Annotated in this window: 14 protein-coding genes and 1 pseudogene; 9 read left to right on the plus strand and 6 right to left on the minus strand. The window is 73.2% G+C overall.

Features of this window, described 5'->3' with window-relative positions; genetic code table 11:
- Positions 1 to 99: 99 nt before the first annotated feature.
- On the minus strand, positions 100 to 420 hold the full coding sequence (locus tag ABZY57_RS16025) for a metalloregulator ArsR/SmtB family transcription factor (RefSeq protein ID WP_356512239.1): 321 nt from the start codon (positions 418 to 420) through the stop codon (positions 100 to 102).
- A gap of 189 nt (positions 421 to 609) precedes the next feature.
- On the opposite strand from ABZY57_RS16025, the gene ABZY57_RS16030 reads away from it, so the two are divergent.
- The 5 genes from ABZY57_RS16030 (at position 610) to ABZY57_RS16050 (ending at position 5,993) form a co-directional block, all read left to right on the plus strand.
- Positions 610 to 783, plus strand: a complete 174-nt coding sequence (locus ABZY57_RS16030; protein ID WP_356512241.1) for a hypothetical protein — start codon at positions 610 to 612, stop codon at positions 781 to 783.
- Positions 784 to 824: 41 nt separating this feature from the next.
- On the plus strand, positions 825 to 2,078 hold the full coding sequence (locus tag ABZY57_RS16035) for a pyridoxal phosphate-dependent aminotransferase (protein WP_356512243.1): 1,254 nt from the start codon (positions 825 to 827) through the stop codon (positions 2,076 to 2,078).
- A 272-nt stretch (positions 2,079 to 2,350) separates the two neighbouring features.
- A complete protein-coding gene (locus ABZY57_RS16040; RefSeq protein ID WP_356512245.1) occupies positions 2,351 to 3,994 on the plus strand; it encodes a hypothetical protein in 1,644 nt (547 codons plus the stop codon).
- Positions 3,991 to 4,707: an ABC transporter ATP-binding protein gene (locus tag ABZY57_RS16045; RefSeq protein WP_356512247.1), complete on the plus strand. Its 717-nt coding sequence runs from the start codon at positions 3,991 to 3,993 to the stop codon at positions 4,705 to 4,707. Before ABZY57_RS16040 ends, ABZY57_RS16045 begins: the two co-directional genes overlap by 4 nt.
- Before the next feature lie 98 nt (positions 4,708 to 4,805).
- Positions 4,806 to 5,993: an ABC transporter permease gene (locus ABZY57_RS16050; protein ID WP_356512297.1), complete on the plus strand. Its 1,188-nt coding sequence runs from the start codon at positions 4,806 to 4,808 to the stop codon at positions 5,991 to 5,993.
- Between the two features lie 19 nt (positions 5,994 to 6,012).
- Here the strand turns inward: ABZY57_RS16050 and ABZY57_RS16055 are convergent, their stop codons facing one another.
- The 5 genes from ABZY57_RS16055 to ABZY57_RS16075 form a co-directional block, all read right to left on the minus strand.
- Positions 6,013 to 6,741 carry a tyrosine-protein phosphatase gene (locus ABZY57_RS16055; RefSeq protein WP_356512249.1) on the minus strand — a complete coding sequence of 243 codons (729 nt, stop codon included), beginning with the start codon at positions 6,739 to 6,741 and terminating at the stop codon, positions 6,013 to 6,015.
- Between the two features lie 66 nt (positions 6,742 to 6,807).
- Entirely contained in the window at positions 6,808 to 8,538 is a 1,731-nt protein-coding gene (locus ABZY57_RS16060) for a PucR family transcriptional regulator ligand-binding domain-containing protein (protein WP_356512251.1), read from the minus strand.
- 306 nt (positions 8,539 to 8,844) lie between these two features.
- Positions 8,845 to 9,324, minus strand: a complete 480-nt coding sequence (locus ABZY57_RS16065) for a RidA family protein (protein WP_356512253.1) — start codon at positions 9,322 to 9,324, stop codon at positions 8,845 to 8,847.
- Positions 9,321 to 9,467 (minus strand): hypothetical protein, encoded by a 147-nt coding sequence (locus ABZY57_RS16070; protein ID WP_356512255.1) that lies wholly within the window; start codon positions 9,465 to 9,467, stop codon positions 9,321 to 9,323. Before ABZY57_RS16070 ends, ABZY57_RS16065 begins: the two co-directional genes overlap by 4 nt.
- A gap of 52 nt (positions 9,468 to 9,519) precedes the next feature.
- The gene (locus ABZY57_RS16075; RefSeq protein ID WP_356512257.1) at positions 9,520 to 10,800 is read right to left on the minus strand and encodes a M6 family metalloprotease domain-containing protein; all 1,281 of its coding nucleotides are present in this window, start codon (positions 10,798 to 10,800) and stop codon (positions 9,520 to 9,522) included.
- A gap of 559 nt (positions 10,801 to 11,359) precedes the next feature.
- Here ABZY57_RS16075 and ABZY57_RS16080 point away from each other — a divergent pair.
- The 4 genes and pseudogenes from ABZY57_RS16080 to ABZY57_RS16095 form a co-directional block, all read left to right on the plus strand.
- Positions 11,360 to 11,977: pseudogene (locus ABZY57_RS16080) on the plus strand (TetR/AcrR family transcriptional regulator); the annotation flags it as partial.
- 100 nt (positions 11,978 to 12,077) lie between these two features.
- Complete coding sequence (locus ABZY57_RS16085) at positions 12,078 to 13,613, plus strand: MFS transporter (protein WP_356512259.1); 1,536 nt, start codon at positions 12,078 to 12,080, stop codon at positions 13,611 to 13,613.
- 135 nt (positions 13,614 to 13,748) lie between these two features.
- Positions 13,749 to 14,543 (plus strand): class III extradiol ring-cleavage dioxygenase, encoded by a 795-nt coding sequence (locus tag ABZY57_RS16090; protein ID WP_356512261.1) that lies wholly within the window; start codon positions 13,749 to 13,751, stop codon positions 14,541 to 14,543.
- Entirely contained in the window at positions 14,536 to 14,919 is a 384-nt protein-coding gene (locus ABZY57_RS16095) for a hypothetical protein (protein ID WP_356512263.1), read from the plus strand. The genes ABZY57_RS16090 and ABZY57_RS16095 overlap by 8 nt, the downstream gene beginning before the upstream one ends.
- The last annotated feature ends 99 nt before the right edge of the window (positions 14,920 to 15,018 follow it).

The following is a 15,018-nucleotide window of genomic DNA, read 5'->3' on the forward strand; positions in this document are numbered from 1 at the left end:
TCCACCTGGCCTGAGCGCCAACGCAACAGACGGCAACGGCCCGCCCCCTGCTCCGGGGCGGGCCGCAGCCATGTCCGGGGCCTCTCCCGGGCCGGCCGGTCAGGCGGGGAGGGCGCAGGCGTCCTGTCCGACCACCGGCTTCATGGCGGAAAGCTGGCCTATCAGGGCGTCCAGGCGGTCGGAACGCACCTGGTAGTACACCTCGTTCGCCCGTCGCTCGGAGGACAGCACGCCCGCCTCGCGCAGCTTCTTCAGGTGATGGCTGACCGTCGGCCCCGACACGGAGAACGATGCGGCGATCTCACCCATGCAGACCTCGCCGGCCGGGCAGCAGGCCACGATGCTGGCGATCCGCAGCCGCACCGGGTCGGCCAGCGCCTTGAACGCGGCTGCCAGGTCCACGGCTTCGGCGGCAGTCATGGGCTCAGGGCAGCAGGACGTGGACATCCCGGCAGGTGCAGGCTCGATCATGCGCCCAATCTGGCCGATGGGAGCCTCCCGCGTCCAGATCTGCCCGAGAGGCGGGATGCGACACCCAAAGCATTGACGAACATCTATGAATCCTGTCATGCTCAATCCATAGACACTCATCTATGAATCGAGGATGTCATGTCGTCCATTCGCCGCTCCATCCGCAAGTTCCGCCGGGCTCGCAACGATGCCTTCGTCGCCACCGTCCGCTTCTGCGACGGCTGCGCCGAAGTCAGCGACCCCGTAAGCCGCTCGGCCGAACTCCGCCGCGCCCAGGACTCCGTAGTCGCCTCCTACGGCGTACGCATCTGAACCCCGACGCACCCGCACCGAACCCCACCCCGAGGAACCCCGTGAGCACTGGAACGTCCGCCCCCGAAGCGATCGGCCCCATCCGCCTGGCCCGGCGGGCGGCGCAGGTCCCGCCCTCCGCGACCGCCGCCCTGGACGCCCGGGCGAAGGCGCTGATCGCCCAGGGGGTCGACGTCATCAACCTCACGAGCGGAGAACCGGCCTTCCCGACCGTCGAACCCGCGGTCCAGGCCGCCCTCGACGCCGTCACCGCCGACTTCACCCGCTACACCCCGGCCGCAGGCATCCCCGAACTCCGCGCGGCCACGGCCGACTTCATCAACCGCCACGGAACGACGTACGGGCCGGCCCAGGTGGTCATCACGGCAGGCGCCAAACAAGCCCTCCACTACGCCTTCACCACCCTTGTCGAACCGGGCGACGAGATCCTCATCCCGGCTCCCTACTGGGTCAGTTACCCCCACCTCGCGGCCCTGGCCGGAGGAGCCCTCGTCCCCGTCCAGCCCGGCCCCGAGGCCGGCCTGAAGGTGACCGCGGACCAGCTGCGCGCGGCGGTAACGGACCGCACGAGGGTCCTGCTCCTCAACAACCCGGCCAACCCCTCCGGCGTCGTCTACGACCGGACCGAACTGGCCGGACTCGTCCAGGTCGCGATCGACCACGACCTGGCGATCATCAGCGACGAGATCTGCGACCACTGGGTTTTCGGCGAGGCCGCACACGTCTCCACCGCAGCCCTCGGCCCGGAAGCCGCCGCGCGCACGCTCACCATCGGCGGCGTCTCCAAGACCTTCGCCATGACGGGCTGGCGCATCGGATGGGTCGCGGCCCCCACCCCCGTGGCAGCGGCCATCACGGCAATCCAGAGCCACACGGCCTCGGCCCCGTCCTCGATCTCCCAGAAGGCGGCACTCGGCGCCCTGACCGCAGACCTCACCGCCGAGCTGGAACGCCGCCGCCTCGAACTGGACGACCGCCGCCTGACCACGATCAAGGCCCTCGCGGACACCCCCGGCATCAAGGTCGACGGAGACCCCACGGGCGCCTTCTTCCTCCTCGCCGACGTCTCCGGCACCTACGGCCGCACCTCGGCGGACCGCACCATCACCTCAGCGGCAGACTTCGCGGAACTCCTCCTCGCGGAGGCCGGCGTCGCAGTGGTCCCCGGCGCCGACTTCGCCGCACCCCACCACGCCCGCATCTCGTACACGGTCCCGCCGGACCGCCTGGAGGAGGCCCTGGCCCGGATCGCCGCCTTCGTCGAAGGACTCGGACGGGCCTCCGGCAGGATCTGACTCCGGACCAGGGCGTCTCCTCGGCCTCACCGGCCCAGCCGTGCATCCGTGGCAGGTTCTGGTGAGCTCCCCGGTAGCCCAGTGACTCGATCGCGTCGCGGGTGTCGGGCGGGGAGGCCTGGGTCCTTCGCTTTACGCAACTGTGATCGCTCGCATGTCCCGGACTGTCTCTTTTGCCGGAGCGCCGTGGTGATCTAATGATCGCCTTGCCGCCGACGGTCTCCAAAAACCTTCGGTGGGACCGGAATTGGCAGCTCGCGGGGGACCTCCGGATGAATGACCAGAAGCAGCCGCCGCCCGCGGGACTTTCGCGCCGGCGCAGGTGGGTCGCCGGGGTGGCGGCCGGGTCCGTGCTGCTCTCGGGTATCGGGGTGGCGGTCGCGCAGGTGATCAAGTCGCCGGCCCAGGCGGCTGCGGACTCCTCGGCCCCTCCGCCGAGCGTGCTGACGGCCCCCGTGGAGCAGCGGGTGCTGGTCGCCTCGGTGATCGTGCGCGGGACCGTCACCGCGCAGCAGTCCGTGGACGTGACCCCGGTGGGCGGAGCCCCCGGCGCGGCCGGCGCCGTCGTCACGAAGCTCCCGGTCGCCGTGGGGGGCCGGGTCGAGGAGGGCCAGGTGGTGCTGGAGGTCTCCGGGCGTCCGGTCATCGCGCTACGGGGCACCCTCCCGGCGTACCGGGACCTCAAGCCCGGCTCCGAGGGCGGCGACGTCGCCCAGTTGCAGCAGGCGCTCGCCCGGCTGGGCCATGCCACGGGTGCGGACGGGGCGGGGCGCTTCGGGGAGGGCACGAAGGCGGCGCTGTCGGCGCTCTACGCCTCCGCGGGCTACGACCCGCTGCCCGCGCTGCCCGACGGGAACGCCGCGGTGACCGACGCACGCAAGGCGGTGACCTCGGCGGAGCGCGCCGTGGAGGACGCGCGGGATGCCGCGGACCGGGCCGGGAAGGCCGCCTCCGCCTCACCGCCGGCTGCGCCGTCACCCGCGCAGCCCACGTCTCCGTCCCCCTCTCCGTCCCCCTCTGCGTCCGCCTCCGCGGGCGCTCGTGGCGCCGATCCGCGGGCGGTCGACGGCAAGGGCTCCGGCGGCGACCCCGAGGCCGACCTGAAGGCGCTGCGCAAGCAAGTGGAGCGCGCAAAGGAAGACTTGAACTCCGCGCGGGCCCAGCTGGTTCAGGCTCTGGCGGCGGCCGGCCCGATGGTCCCCGTCGCGGAAGTGGTCTTCCTGTCGAGCTTCCCCGCCCGGGTGGACTCGATCGCCTCCAAGGTCGGCGCGCAGGTGTCCGGCAAGGTGCTGACCGTGTCGGCCGGAGACCTGGTGGTCAACGGCTACCTCCAGGAGTACCAGAAGGGTCTGGTGCAGCCGGGGCGGCAGGTGGAGATCGTGTCCGAGGTCACCGGCGCGGCCGCCGCGGCCTCGGTCGTCTCAGTCGCCGACACGCTGGGGCAGCAGCAGCCCGCCACCGGCACGGGTCAGCCGGATGATCAGCAACCAGCCGGGCCGAAGGGCTATTTGATGGTCGTTCAGCCCAAGGCGCCCCTGGACCCCCGGCTGGCCGGCCAGGACGTACGCCTGACGATCGAGGCGGCCTCGACGGGCGGCGAGGTCCTGGTGGTTCCGGTCTCGGCGATCTCCGCCGCCGTGGACGGCAGGACGTACGTGACCGTGCTGGCGGCTGACGGCACCCGCCGCCGGGTGCGGGTGACCACCGGAACGACCGGAGACGGCCACGTCGAGGTCAGGCCCGCCGAGGGCGACCGCCTGGCCGAGGGCGAGCGCGCCGTCGTGGGCGTGCGCAGCGGACCGGACGGCTCGAGCGGGTCGCAGAAAGGGTCGCCTGACGGGGCGAACGGCTCGCCGAACGGGTCGCCGAAAGGGCCGTCGCACGACGCCCAAGGCGGCCCGGAGCAGAGCCGATGACCTCCCCCCAGCCCGCCGCCCCCGTCGCCCCCGCCCCCGCCGTCGTAGAACTCCGCCAGGCCGGTCTGACCTACCCGGGCCCCCCGCCGGTGCACGCCCTGGCCCCCTGCGACCTCGTCGTGGAACGGGGGGAGTTCCTGACCGTCGTCGGCCCCTCCGGAGCGGGCAAGTCCACCTTCCTCAACATCGTCGGGCTGCTCGACGCCCCGACCATCGGCAGCTACCTGCTGGACGGGGTCGACACCGGCACGCTGCGGGACGCCGACCGTACGGCCCTGCGCGCCCAGCGCATCGGCTTCGTCTTCCAGGCGTTCCACCTGCTCCCGCACCGCACCGCCTGGGAGAACGTGGCCCTGGCCCTGGTCTACCGGGGGAGCGGCCGCGCGGAGCGCCGGGCCAGGGCCCGGGAAGCACTCGACCGGGTCGGCCTCGGCCACCGGGCGGACGCCCTGCCGACCACCCTCTCCGGCGGTGAGCGCCAGCGCGTGGCCATTGCCAGGGCCCTGGTGGGAGCCCCTTCGCTGCTGCTGTGCGACGAGCCGACCGGCAACCTCGACACCACCACGGCCGGTTCGATCCTGGAGCTCGTCGACGAGCTCCACCGGGACGGCATGACGGTGGTGGTCATCACCCACGACCCCGCGGTGGCGGCCCGCGGCGACCGCTCCGTGGCCATTCGCGACGGCGTGCTGAGCGAACTGGTGCGCCCGTGAACCTCCCCGAGCGCCTCCCCGTGCCCCCGCCCCGCAGGCGCCGCGACCGGACCCGTCCCGCCCGCCCCGTACCGCGCTCCCGGTTCGCCTGGCGGGAGCTGCTCTCCGAGTGCCTGGCCGGCATCCTGCAACGCCCCGGCCGGTCCGCGCTCACCGCGGTGGGCACCGTCCTGGGTGTCGGCACGTTCGTCGCCGTCCTCGGGCTGACCGCCACGGCCTCCTCGCAGATCGACGAGCGGTTCAACGCCCTGACGGCGACCGAGGTGACCGTCGAGGACGTCTCCGCGCAGACGAGCGAGTTCGTGGACGCGGCCTTTCCGTCCGACGCCGACGAGCGGGTCTCCCGCCTCCACGGCGTACGGAATGCGGGCGTCTACTGGACCGTTCGGCTCGGCGCGGGCCAGGCCGTACGGGCCACCCCCGTAGGCGGCCCGGCGGCCGGCGCGGGCTCCGCGGACCTCCCCGTCGTCGCCGCCTCCTCCGGAGTGCTCCGAGCCGCGGGCCCCACCGTCTCCCAGGGCCGGGTCCACGACGCCTGGCACGATGCCACCAAGCAGCGCGTGGCCGTGATCGGCAGCGGTACGGCGTCCCGGCTCGGCATCACCACCCTGGAGACCCGGCCGGCCGTCTTCATCGGCGACCACGGGTTCACCGTCATCGGGATCGTCGAGGACGTGGACCGCAAGGCCGACCTGCTGCTGTCGGTGGTGGTCCCGCGCAGCACGGCCCAGGAGCTCTGGGGCGTCCCGAAGGGCGATGCCAGGATGCTCGTCTCCACCCGGCTGGGGGCGGCCCCGCAGGTCGCCGCCGAGGCGCCGACGGCCCTCTCGCCCGCGCACCCCGAGTACTTCAAGGCCGTCCCGCCGCCCGATCCCAGGACCCTGCGCGCGCACGTCACCGCCGATCTCGACGAGCTGTTCCTCCTGCTCGCCTCCCTCTGCCTCTTCATCGGCACGATCGGCATCGCCAACACCACCCTCGTCGCCGTCATGGAACGCACCGGCGAGATCGGGCTGCGCCGCGCGCTGGGTGCCCGTACCCGGCACGTCACCGCACAGTTCCTCGCGGAGTCCGCGGCCCTCGGCTGCCTCGGCGGCCTGATCGGCACCGCCCTCGGCACGATCACCGTCGTCGCGGTGGCCCTGGTCCGCGACTGGACGCCGGTACTGCACCCCGGCATCGTCGCGGCCGCTCCCGCGCTCGGCCTGGTGACGGGCCTGCTGGCCGGCATCTACCCGGCCTGGCGGGCCAGTCGCGTGCAGCCGGCCGAGGCCCTGCGCCGCTGAGGCCCGCGCGCGTCCGGGTTCACCGCGTCAGGAACCGGGCCCGCAGCCGCGCCGTCGTGGCCGGGGTGATGCCGACCTCGTCGGCGAGGTAGGAGCGGACCGAGCCGTAGCGGGCGGTGAGACCGGCCAGGGTCAGGCTCATGATCTCGGCGGGCGCCCGGCCGTACGACGGCCAGCGCATCGTGCGGCCCGGGTTGGCGGTGTGCCAGTCGGCCGTCAGACGGGCGGTCGCCAGCTCGGTCAGGGCGAAGTCCGTGAGGATCTGCTCCTCGTCCACGCCGAGGAGGCTCAGGACGAGCGCGGCGATCAGGCCGGTGCGGTCCTTGCCGGAGGTGCAGTGGAAGACCGCCGGGCCCGGGCCCCCGGCGAGCAGCTCGATCGTGGCGCGGATCTCCGCCACCCCGTCCTCGGCGACCTCGGCGAAACGGTCCGCGAGGAACCGCCACGGGTCGGTGTCCGGGTCGATCTCGGCCTGGTCGTAGGGCCGGTGCTCGATGCTGTGGTTGGCGTACGCGAACCGCTCGGGCTCCGGTATCCGGCCCTTCGCCTCGATCTCCCAGGGGTAGCGCAGGTCGATGACCGTCCGCACGCCGAGCTCCAGGAACCGCTCCCAGTCGGCGCCCGCGAGCTTGCCGAGCGAGTCCGCACGGTACAGGGCGCCCCACACGACGGTGGAGCCGTCCGCGGTGCGATAGCCGCCCAGGTCACGAAAGTTGTGCAGTCGCTCGAACTCGATGTGGCGGGTCATGCGCGGATCCCCCTCGGTGCCGTGCCGATGATCTTCCTGCGGAACGCGAGGCTACTCCGGGCGGGTTCAGCCCATCCGCAGGGCCGCCGCGAAGTCCATCTTGTCCTCCAGCCGGCTCAGGTTGCGCCCGGTCAGCGCCTCGATGCGGCTGATCCGGTAGCGCAGCGAGTTCACGTGCAGGTGCAGTGCCTCTCCGCAGCGCGCCCAGGAGCCGTCGTGTTCCAGGAAGGACCGCAGGGTGGGCACGAGGTCGGAGCGGTAGCGCCGGTCGTAGTCGGTCAGCGGGGCGAGCAGCCGGCGGCTGAACTCCCGCCGGACCTCGGCCGGGATCAGCGGCAGCAGCGACATGACGTGCGCGGCGAGATCGTCCGGCCCGCAGGCGGCGACCGCTTCCGAAGGGGCCGCGACCTGACGGGCGTTACGTGCCTGCGCGAGCGCGTGCCGCAACTCCGCGGCCCCGCCCACCGGGTCGCTGACGCCGAAGGCCAGCCGCTCCCCGGCCCGCAGCCCGCGCGGCAGCGAGCCGCCGGCGACCCGTACGACCGCGTCGGGGGTCAGCGGCGCGTCCGGCCCGACGAGCACGAAGGCGACGGCCTCGGCCCCGTCCCCGGCCGCCGTGACGGCCATCCGCGGCCCCGCGTCCGGCCCCAGGCAGCGCGGATGCAGCAGGACCTCCTCCAGCAGGTCGCGCACGGACGCCGCCACGGGAAATCCGTGCACCCCCTTCGGATCCAGCCGGGCCGACACGGCCTGCCAGCGGAGCCGTCCTCCCGGACCGGTGGCACCCGCAGCCCCCGTGGCACCCGTAGCCCCCGCGGCCCCCGCCGCGAGCCGGGCCGCCGCCTCCTCCTCGTCGAGCAGCGCCTGCCCGCTCGCCCCGGCGGCGGCCGGCCCGGTCAGCGCCAGCAGCCGTTCGGCGGCGCGCCGCCGCATCGTGCGGTCGGTGTCGCGGCCGCCGCGCTCCACCGCGACCAGCCGCGCGAGCCGGTCCAGCAGGTCGACGCGTTCGCCGTTCCAGTCGTCGCTGTCGGCCTCGACGGCGATCAGCCAGTCGGTCAGCGCCGCACCGGGAGCGGAATCCCCCTCCCCGGCCCCGGAGCGGACCGGGAACAGGGAGAAGACGCTCCCGCGCGCGACCGTACGGTGCGGGGCCCGCTCGCCCGCCCGTTCGGCGGCGAGGAACCGCCCGGCCAGCGCCGAGGCCGTCTTCTCCGGCAGCGGCGGCCGCGCACCCGCGATCTGCCGGCCGGTCGGGGAGAGGATGTGCGCGCGCAGGTCCAGCTCGGCCAGCAGCAGTTCGAGGAGGGCGTCCGCTCCCGCCCCGGCCTGCCGGTCGGTGCTGAAGCGCCGGTGCCGGTCCACGAGCGCGGCGAGGCCGCCGATCCGCTCCTCGGTCCGGCCGCGCGCCACGTACTCGGTGACCGAGGTGAACGGCACCTCCACACCCACCGCGAGCAGCGGCAACCCGTACCGGGCGCAGGCCTCCACCAGATCGTCGGGGACGTGGCCGAGCCGTGCCTCGCCCGCGCCCAGCGCCACGGCGCCCGCCTCCACGAGGACGCGGACGAACGCGTCGGACCGGTCGGCCCCCGCGTCCGGACGGTGCCAGGCCAGTCCGGACAGCACGAGGTCCCCGGGGGACACGAAGCGCCCCGGGTCGGGCAGATCGATGGTCACCGTGCCCAGCACGGGCCGGTCGAGATCCCGCTCCCCGCCCGGCAGGCGCAGCAGGCGCAGCAGACAGAGGTCCGTAGGCGCCTGGGCCTCTTCGGACGACAGCAGATCACGCAGCCTCATGGTCCCAGCCTGCCATGCGCCGACACGTTCACGGTTCCGGCCTCTCCCCGCTGAACCGCAGGTCAGGCCTTTACGTTGGGGTAATTCCACGGAAATCGGGGTGAGTCCGATCGCCCGGGTTCGTGGGATCGGTGACTGCCGGACACCTCGGCCGGGGACCGGACTTGCCCCACCCGGACGAGGAAGCGGAGCCCCGGCGGGGTCCCTTCGTCCGGCGCGGCGGAAAGCGGTGCGGCCGACGGCCCGATCGGCCGGTGGCGATCGGCCCTCGTCCCGGCCGTACGCCGCTGCCGGCCCGGGGGCGCCCTACAGGCCCATCGGAGCGTGCAGTTCCACGATGATCTCCACCTCGACGGGGGAGTCCAGCGGCAGGACGCTCACGCCGACCGCGCTGCGGGCGTGGATGCCCGCGTCACCGAAGGCGGTGCCCAGCAGCTCGCTCGCGCCGTTGAGCACGCCGGGCTGTCCCGTGAAGTGCGGTTCGCTGGCGACGAAGCCGACCACCTTGACCACGCGTTTCACGGCGGAGAGGTCCCCGGCGACGGAGGTGATGGCGGCCAGCGCGTTGAGCGCGCACTGCTGCGCCAGCTCCTTGCCCTGCTCCGGGGTGACCTCGGCGCCGACCTTCCCGGTGAGGGGGAGGGAGCCGTCGACCATCGGGAGCTGGCCGGAGGTGTACACGTAGTGCCCGCTCTGTACGGCGGGGACGTAGACGGCGACCGGCGAGGGCGTCGGCGGCAGCTTCAGACCGGCGGCGGCGAGGCGCTCTTCGGGGGTGCTGGTCATGGGCGGATCTCCTTGTGGTCGCTGTCGCTGTCGCTGTGGCTGCCGCCCGGGGGCGGCCCGGACTCCTCGGCGGCGGCGAAGCCGGTGGGGAGCGCGCCCGCCGCGTAGAGGCCGTTCCAGCACGGCGGGCCGAGCGTCAGCACGTGGAGCCGCCGCTCGTCCCGTACCCCCTGCGGAGGCCGCGGAGCTCACCGCTCACGGCCGGGTGACCCGGACCTGGTAGCTGCCGTTGCGCAGCTCGCCGACGACGGAGACGCTGATGCCCGACGTCTCGTCGGTGAAGGTCTCGCCCGGCCGGAACGGCGCGTCCGAGAGTTCCGCGTGCACGTTGGACCGCCGGGTGCAGCCGCCGCTCGCGGAGGAGCTGTCGGAGACGGTGACGGGCCCGCGGCCGGTGTCCACCTCGGAGTCCACCTTGTAGATGAGCACCCCGGGCTTGCAGACGGCCTCGTCGTTCCCGGCGCGGGTGCGCACTTCCACCGCGTACCCGGCGCTCTCCGAGACGGGGATGAAGGCCAGCTTCGTGCCGCCCTCCACGGCCAGCGGGCTCAGCACGTGGTCGCTGACACCGGACTTCCCGGCGCAGCTGATCTGGTTGCTGTCGAGCCAGCCCAGCTTCCACTTGTGCCAGCCCAGCAGGTCGTTGTTGGCGCCCCAGTCCTCGCTCATGATGTCCCAGTGCCCCACCGTGCCGCCGCCGTCGGCGGTGTAGAGGTCGGGCAGGCCGAAGACGTGCCCGTTCTCGTGGGGGAGCACCCGGTAGCCGGTCTCCCGGTAGGAGCCGGAGCCGTCGTCCTGGCGGCTGTAGACGAAGGACGTGTTGGCGAGCGGGACGCCGTCGGCCATCGGGGCCTCGCCGTTGCCGGAGAAGGTGACGGAGAGGACGGTGTCGAGGGCGGACGGGCCGGCGTTCGGGGTGACCAGGATGTTTATCAGGTCGTACCGGGAGAAATCGACCTCGGCGTCGGAGGTTTTGATGATGTGCTCGACGAGCTGGCGGTAGCCGGGCTCGTACGCGGAACCCCGCTCGATCCCGTACGCCGCGAACGGCATCGGCATCCGCAGCCAGTTCTTTATCGGCGCCTCGGCCCGGTAGGTCAGCCGCCCGTAGGAGCTGACGCGGAACCAGTCGGACGTCTGCGGGAAGAACTCCGCCATCCGGTCGGCCGCCGCACCCTCGCCCTTGGCGTCGGGGAAGTCGATCATCAGGTTCAGCGCCCGGATCTCGCCGGTCGAGCGCGAGTACCCCGGTGCGGTCGGCAGCCCCTCGGACATCTGCACGCCCATCGCGCCGGAGATCCGGCAGGGGGCGAGCATCGCCTCGGCACTGGTCGCGGCCACCGGCCCGGCCGCCGAATGGCTGCGGCTGGATATGCCCGTGCTCGCCGTCGCCGTGACGCCGAGGGCCAGCGCGGTGATGCCGATGCAGGCGCTGGTGCGGGCTGGCTTGCGTATCCGGTGGCGCGTCTGCGGCATGGAGATCGGCCTTCGGGTCCGCGGCAGCCGGCCGGGTCCGGACTGCGCTCTGTGGGCTCACCCTCCGACGGCTGGGGCGGGCTCGCGCGCCGAGGGAGGCCAAACGGGATCAAAGGGCCCGAGGCGGTGTGATTCAGGTCACACGGAAGAGTGAAATAAGCGGGGACCCTCTCCCCGTTTGAACCAGAGTCCCCGTGAACCGGGGAGCCGCTCCCCGTTTCGGGAGAAGCGACCCACCCGGACCGACGCGTCACCTGCCAGGGAGCCGTCCATGAAGAGCCCCGCCACCACCGATCCGGCGGCCCTGCCCGTACCGGGCCGGGAGGCCGACCTCGACCTCACGGCTCCAGCCACGGCGTCCGCCGGTGTCGCGGGTTACGCGGGCTCCGGTGCGGCCGAGGGGGCGGCCATGGGCGAGGCCGGGCGCGAAGCCGGGGGCGAGGCCGAGCGCGGCCGTACCGGCAAGGCGGCCGCCGCGGCAGCCGCCGCAACTGCCGCCGCAACTGCCGCCGCCGCGGACGCGGTCGAGGCCGCCGCCCCGTGCACGGAAGGCAAGGTTCCGCGTCCGCGTGCCGACGCCGTCCGCAACCGGGAGCGCATCCTGACCGCCGCCCGCGACGCGCTCGTGGAGTTCGGCCCCGCCGCCCCCCTCGACGAGATCGCCCGCCGGGCCGGCGTGGGCAATGCCACGCTCTACCGGCACTTCCCCGACCGCCCGGCCCTGATCCACCACGTCGTGCTCTTCGGCCTGAACCGGGTGGCGGGGCTGGCCGTCGACGCCCTCGCCGAGGAGCCGGACGCCTTCGCCGCCCTGTGCCGGTTCACGCACGCGGCGGCGGACGAGCGGATCGGCGCCCTGTGCCCCGTGCTCTCCAGCGAGTTCGACCACGACCACCCCGAACTGGTCGCCTCGCGCAAGGCCTTGGAGGAGGCGGTCGAGGGCCTGCTGGCCGCCGGTCACGCCTCCGGCCTGCTGCGCACGGACATCGGCGTCGGCGACCTGCTGATCGCGCTGTCGCAGCTCAGCCGCCCGCTCCCGGGCACGGCCTGCTTCGACGCGGAGGTCTTCGTCCACCGCCATCTCCAGCTCTTCCTCGACGGGTTGAGAGCCCCGGCCCGCTCCGAACTGCCGGGCTCGGTGACCACGCTGGCGGATCTGAGGCGAAAGGCCATGTGACGCCCCGGGGCGCGCCCATGGGCGCCGCACGACGAACGAAGCACCCGCAGTCCTGATCCAGGTCTTTTCAGTCATCTCGCACCACGAAGTGGGTACCCCCATGCCAAAAACAGCCGCGAACCCGCCGCTGTCCGTCAACGCCGCCGATCCCAGCCGCTGGAAGGCCCTGGTCTTCATCGCGCTGGCGCAGCTGATGGTCGTCCTCGACGCCACCATCGTGAACATCGCCCTGCCGTCCGCCCAGACCGACCTCGGCATCTCGGACGGCAACCGCCAGTGGGTCATCACCGCGTACGCGCTGGCCTTCGGCGGACTGCTCCTCTTCGGCGGACGCATCGCCGACAAGTGGGGCCGCAAGAACGCCTTCATCGTCGGCCTCATCGGCTTCGCCCTGGCCTCCGCGCTGGGCGGCGCCGCACAGGGTGAGGCCATGATGCTGGGCGCCCGCGCCCTCCAGGGTGCCTTCGGCGCACTGCTCGCGCCCGCCGCGCTCTCGCTGCTGGCCGTCATGTTCACCGACGCCAAGGAGCGTGCCAAGGCCTTCGGCATCTACGGTGCGATCGCCGGTGGCGGTGGCGCCGTGGGCCTGATCCTCGGCGGCGTCCTCACCGAGTACCTGAACTGGCGCTGGACCTTCTTCGTCAACATCCCGTTCGCGATCGTCGCCGCCGTCGGCGCCTGGATGATCATCCGCGACCCGGCCGGCGGCCGTAACCGCGCACCGCTCGACATCCCCGGCGTCCTGCTCTCCACGACCGGCCTCGTCGCCCTCGTCTACGGATTCACCCGCGCCGAGTCGGCCGGCTGGTCGGACGGCCTCACCGTGGGCATGTTCATCGCCTCCGTGGTGCTGCTCGCCGCGTTCGTCTTCGTCGAGTCCCGTACGGCCCACCCGCTGCTCCCGCTGCGCGTCCTGCTGGAGCGCAACCGCGGCGGCGTCTACCTCTCACTGGGCCTCGCCGTCATCTCGATGTTCGGCCTGTTCCTCTTCCTCACCTACTACCTGCAGGTCGTCAAGGGCTTCTCGCCCGTCACGACCGGCTTCGCCTTCCTCCCGATGATCGTGGGCATGATCACCGGCTCCACGCAGATCGGCGCCCGCCTCATGACGCGGGTCCCGCCGCGCCTGCTGATGGGCCCCGGCTTCATGGTCGCCGCCAGCGGCATGCTGCTGCTGACGCAGCTCGAGGTCGGCTCCTCCTACCCGGCGCTGATCCTGCCGGCGCAGCTGCTGCTGGGCCTCGGTATGGGTACGGCCTTCATGCCCGCCATGTCCCTGGCCACGTACGGGGTGAACCCGGCCGACGCCGGTGTCGCCTCGGCGATGGTCAACACCTCCCAGCAGGTGGGCGGCGCGATCGGCACCGCCCTGCTGAACACGATCGCCGCCTCCGCGACGACCGCGTACCTGACCGACCACGCGGCCGAGGCCGCGTCGGGCGGCCCTGCGGCGCAGCTGATCCAGGCCCAGGCCATGGTGGAGGGCTACTCCTCCGCGATTTGGTGGGCGGTCGGCATCCTGGTCGCGAGCTCCCTCATCGCCCTGACCCTCATCACCACGGGCAAGCCGGGCGCGGGCGACCCGGTCGCCGAGGGCGCGGACGCCGACATGAAGATCCCGGTGATCGCCCACTGACCCACCATTCACCGGAGCGGGGCGGGTCCCGCTCCGGGGTACGGGAATGACTGACGACCCCGCATCGTTCAAATTTGAACGATGCGGGGTTAGTCTTTGTGTGGCGGCCCGCCGTGACGATTCCTGGAGCTCCCGATGCCGACGCCCGAAGCCCTGACCCCCACCCGGATGCCGGCCCTGTACCTGAGCCACGGAGCCCCGCCCCTCGCGGACGACGCGCTCTGGCCCGGCGAACTGGCCGCCTGGTCCGCGGACCTCCCCCGCCCGCGCGCGATCCTGATGGTCTCCGCCCACTGGGAGGAGGCCCCCCTCGCCCTCGGGGCCACCGAGCCGGTCCCGCTGGTCTACGACTTCTGGGGCTTCCCCGAGCACTACTACCAGGTCCGCTACGACGCTCCGGGCGCCCCCGGGCTGGCCGCGTCGGTCCGCGCACTCCTCAAGGCCCCGGGCACCCCCGTCCAGGACATCCCCGACCGCGGCCTGGACCACGGCGCGTACGTCCCGCTGGTGGAGATGTTCCCCGAGGCCGACATACCGGTGCTCCAGATATCCATGCCGACCCTCGACCCGCGCCGCCTGATGGAGATCGGCCGCAAGCTGGCCCCGCTGCGCGACGAGGGGGTCCTCATCGTCGGCAGCGGCTTCTTCACCCACAACCTGGCCGCCCTGCGCCACCCCGGCCCCGGGGTCCCGGCCTGGTCGGCGGAGTTCGACGCCTGGGGCCACGAGGCGCTGGCCGCCGCCGACGTCGACGCCCTGCTGGACTTCGAAGCCAAGTCCCCGGCGGGCCGCCTGGCCCACCCGCGCACGGAACACTTCGCCCCCCTGTTCGTCACCCTGGGCGCCGCCGGGCCGGACCTCACCACCCCCTCCACCCCGGTCTCGGGCTTCTGGATGGGCCTCTCGAAGCGCTCCCTGCAATTTGGCTAGCCACCCCGGCGCACCCGGCCCCCTCTGGTGCCCCAGCGGCTCGGCGTACGCGGCGGAGTCGCTGGTCCTCGCGGTCCGCGACGGCCTCGACGGACCCCCGGCCTACCTCCCCGCGCCCCGTCCGGCGGCCGAGGCGCTCGCCGAACTGCCCGAAGGAGTCGAACCGCGCCGCCTGCTGCGCCTGGCCTCCCACTGCGCGCCGCACTGCCTCAACCGCGAGGCCGACACCTGCACCCTGGCCGCCCGCCTGACGGCGTCCGCGAGCCCCCCGGCCCCGCTCCCGCCCTGCCACCTCCGCCCGGTCTGCACGTGGTGGACCCAGTCGGGCCCACCCGCCTGCCGCGCCTGCCCGGGCGTCTCGACCCGCCCGCAATGACCTCAGGAGGTCCGGAGCGGCCCGGTGCTCTCCTCGCCGATGGCGAACCCCTTGGCGGCCCCGTGGGTGACGCTCACGCCAGAGTTCATGCCGCAGGAA

Source organism: Streptomyces sp. NPDC006450 (genome assembly GCF_040612195.1).
GTDB lineage: Bacteria > Actinomycetota > Actinomycetes > Streptomycetales > Streptomycetaceae > Streptomyces.

Excerpts from the sequence above, each read along its gene's own strand:
- ABZY57_RS16025 (WP_356512239.1), bottom strand. The coding sequence starts at position 420 with ATGACTGCCGCCGAAGCCGTGGACCTGGCAGCCGCGTTCAAGGCGCTG.
- ABZY57_RS16030 (WP_356512241.1), top strand. The coding sequence starts at position 610 with ATGTCGTCCATTCGCCGCTCCATCCGCAAGTTCCGCCGGGCTCGCAAC.
- ABZY57_RS16040 (WP_356512245.1), top strand. The coding sequence starts at position 2,351 with ATGAATGACCAGAAGCAGCCGCCGCCCGCGGGACTTTCGCGCCGGCGC.
- ABZY57_RS16045 (WP_356512247.1), top strand. The coding sequence starts at position 3,991 with ATGACCTCCCCCCAGCCCGCCGCCCCCGTCGCCCCCGCCCCCGCCGTC.
- ABZY57_RS16055 (WP_356512249.1), bottom strand. The coding sequence starts at position 6,741 with ATGACCCGCCACATCGAGTTCGAGCGACTGCACAACTTTCGTGACCTG.
- ABZY57_RS16060 (WP_356512251.1), bottom strand. The coding sequence starts at position 8,538 with ATGAGGCTGCGTGATCTGCTGTCGTCCGAAGAGGCCCAGGCGCCTACG.
- ABZY57_RS16065 (WP_356512253.1), bottom strand. The coding sequence starts at position 9,324 with ATGACCAGCACCCCCGAAGAGCGCCTCGCCGCCGCCGGTCTGAAGCTG.
- ABZY57_RS16075 (WP_356512257.1), bottom strand. The coding sequence starts at position 10,800 with ATGCCGCAGACGCGCCACCGGATACGCAAGCCAGCCCGCACCAGCGCC.
- ABZY57_RS16085 (WP_356512259.1), top strand. The coding sequence starts at position 12,078 with ATGCCAAAAACAGCCGCGAACCCGCCGCTGTCCGTCAACGCCGCCGAT.
- ABZY57_RS16090 (WP_356512261.1), top strand. The coding sequence starts at position 13,749 with ATGCCGACGCCCGAAGCCCTGACCCCCACCCGGATGCCGGCCCTGTAC.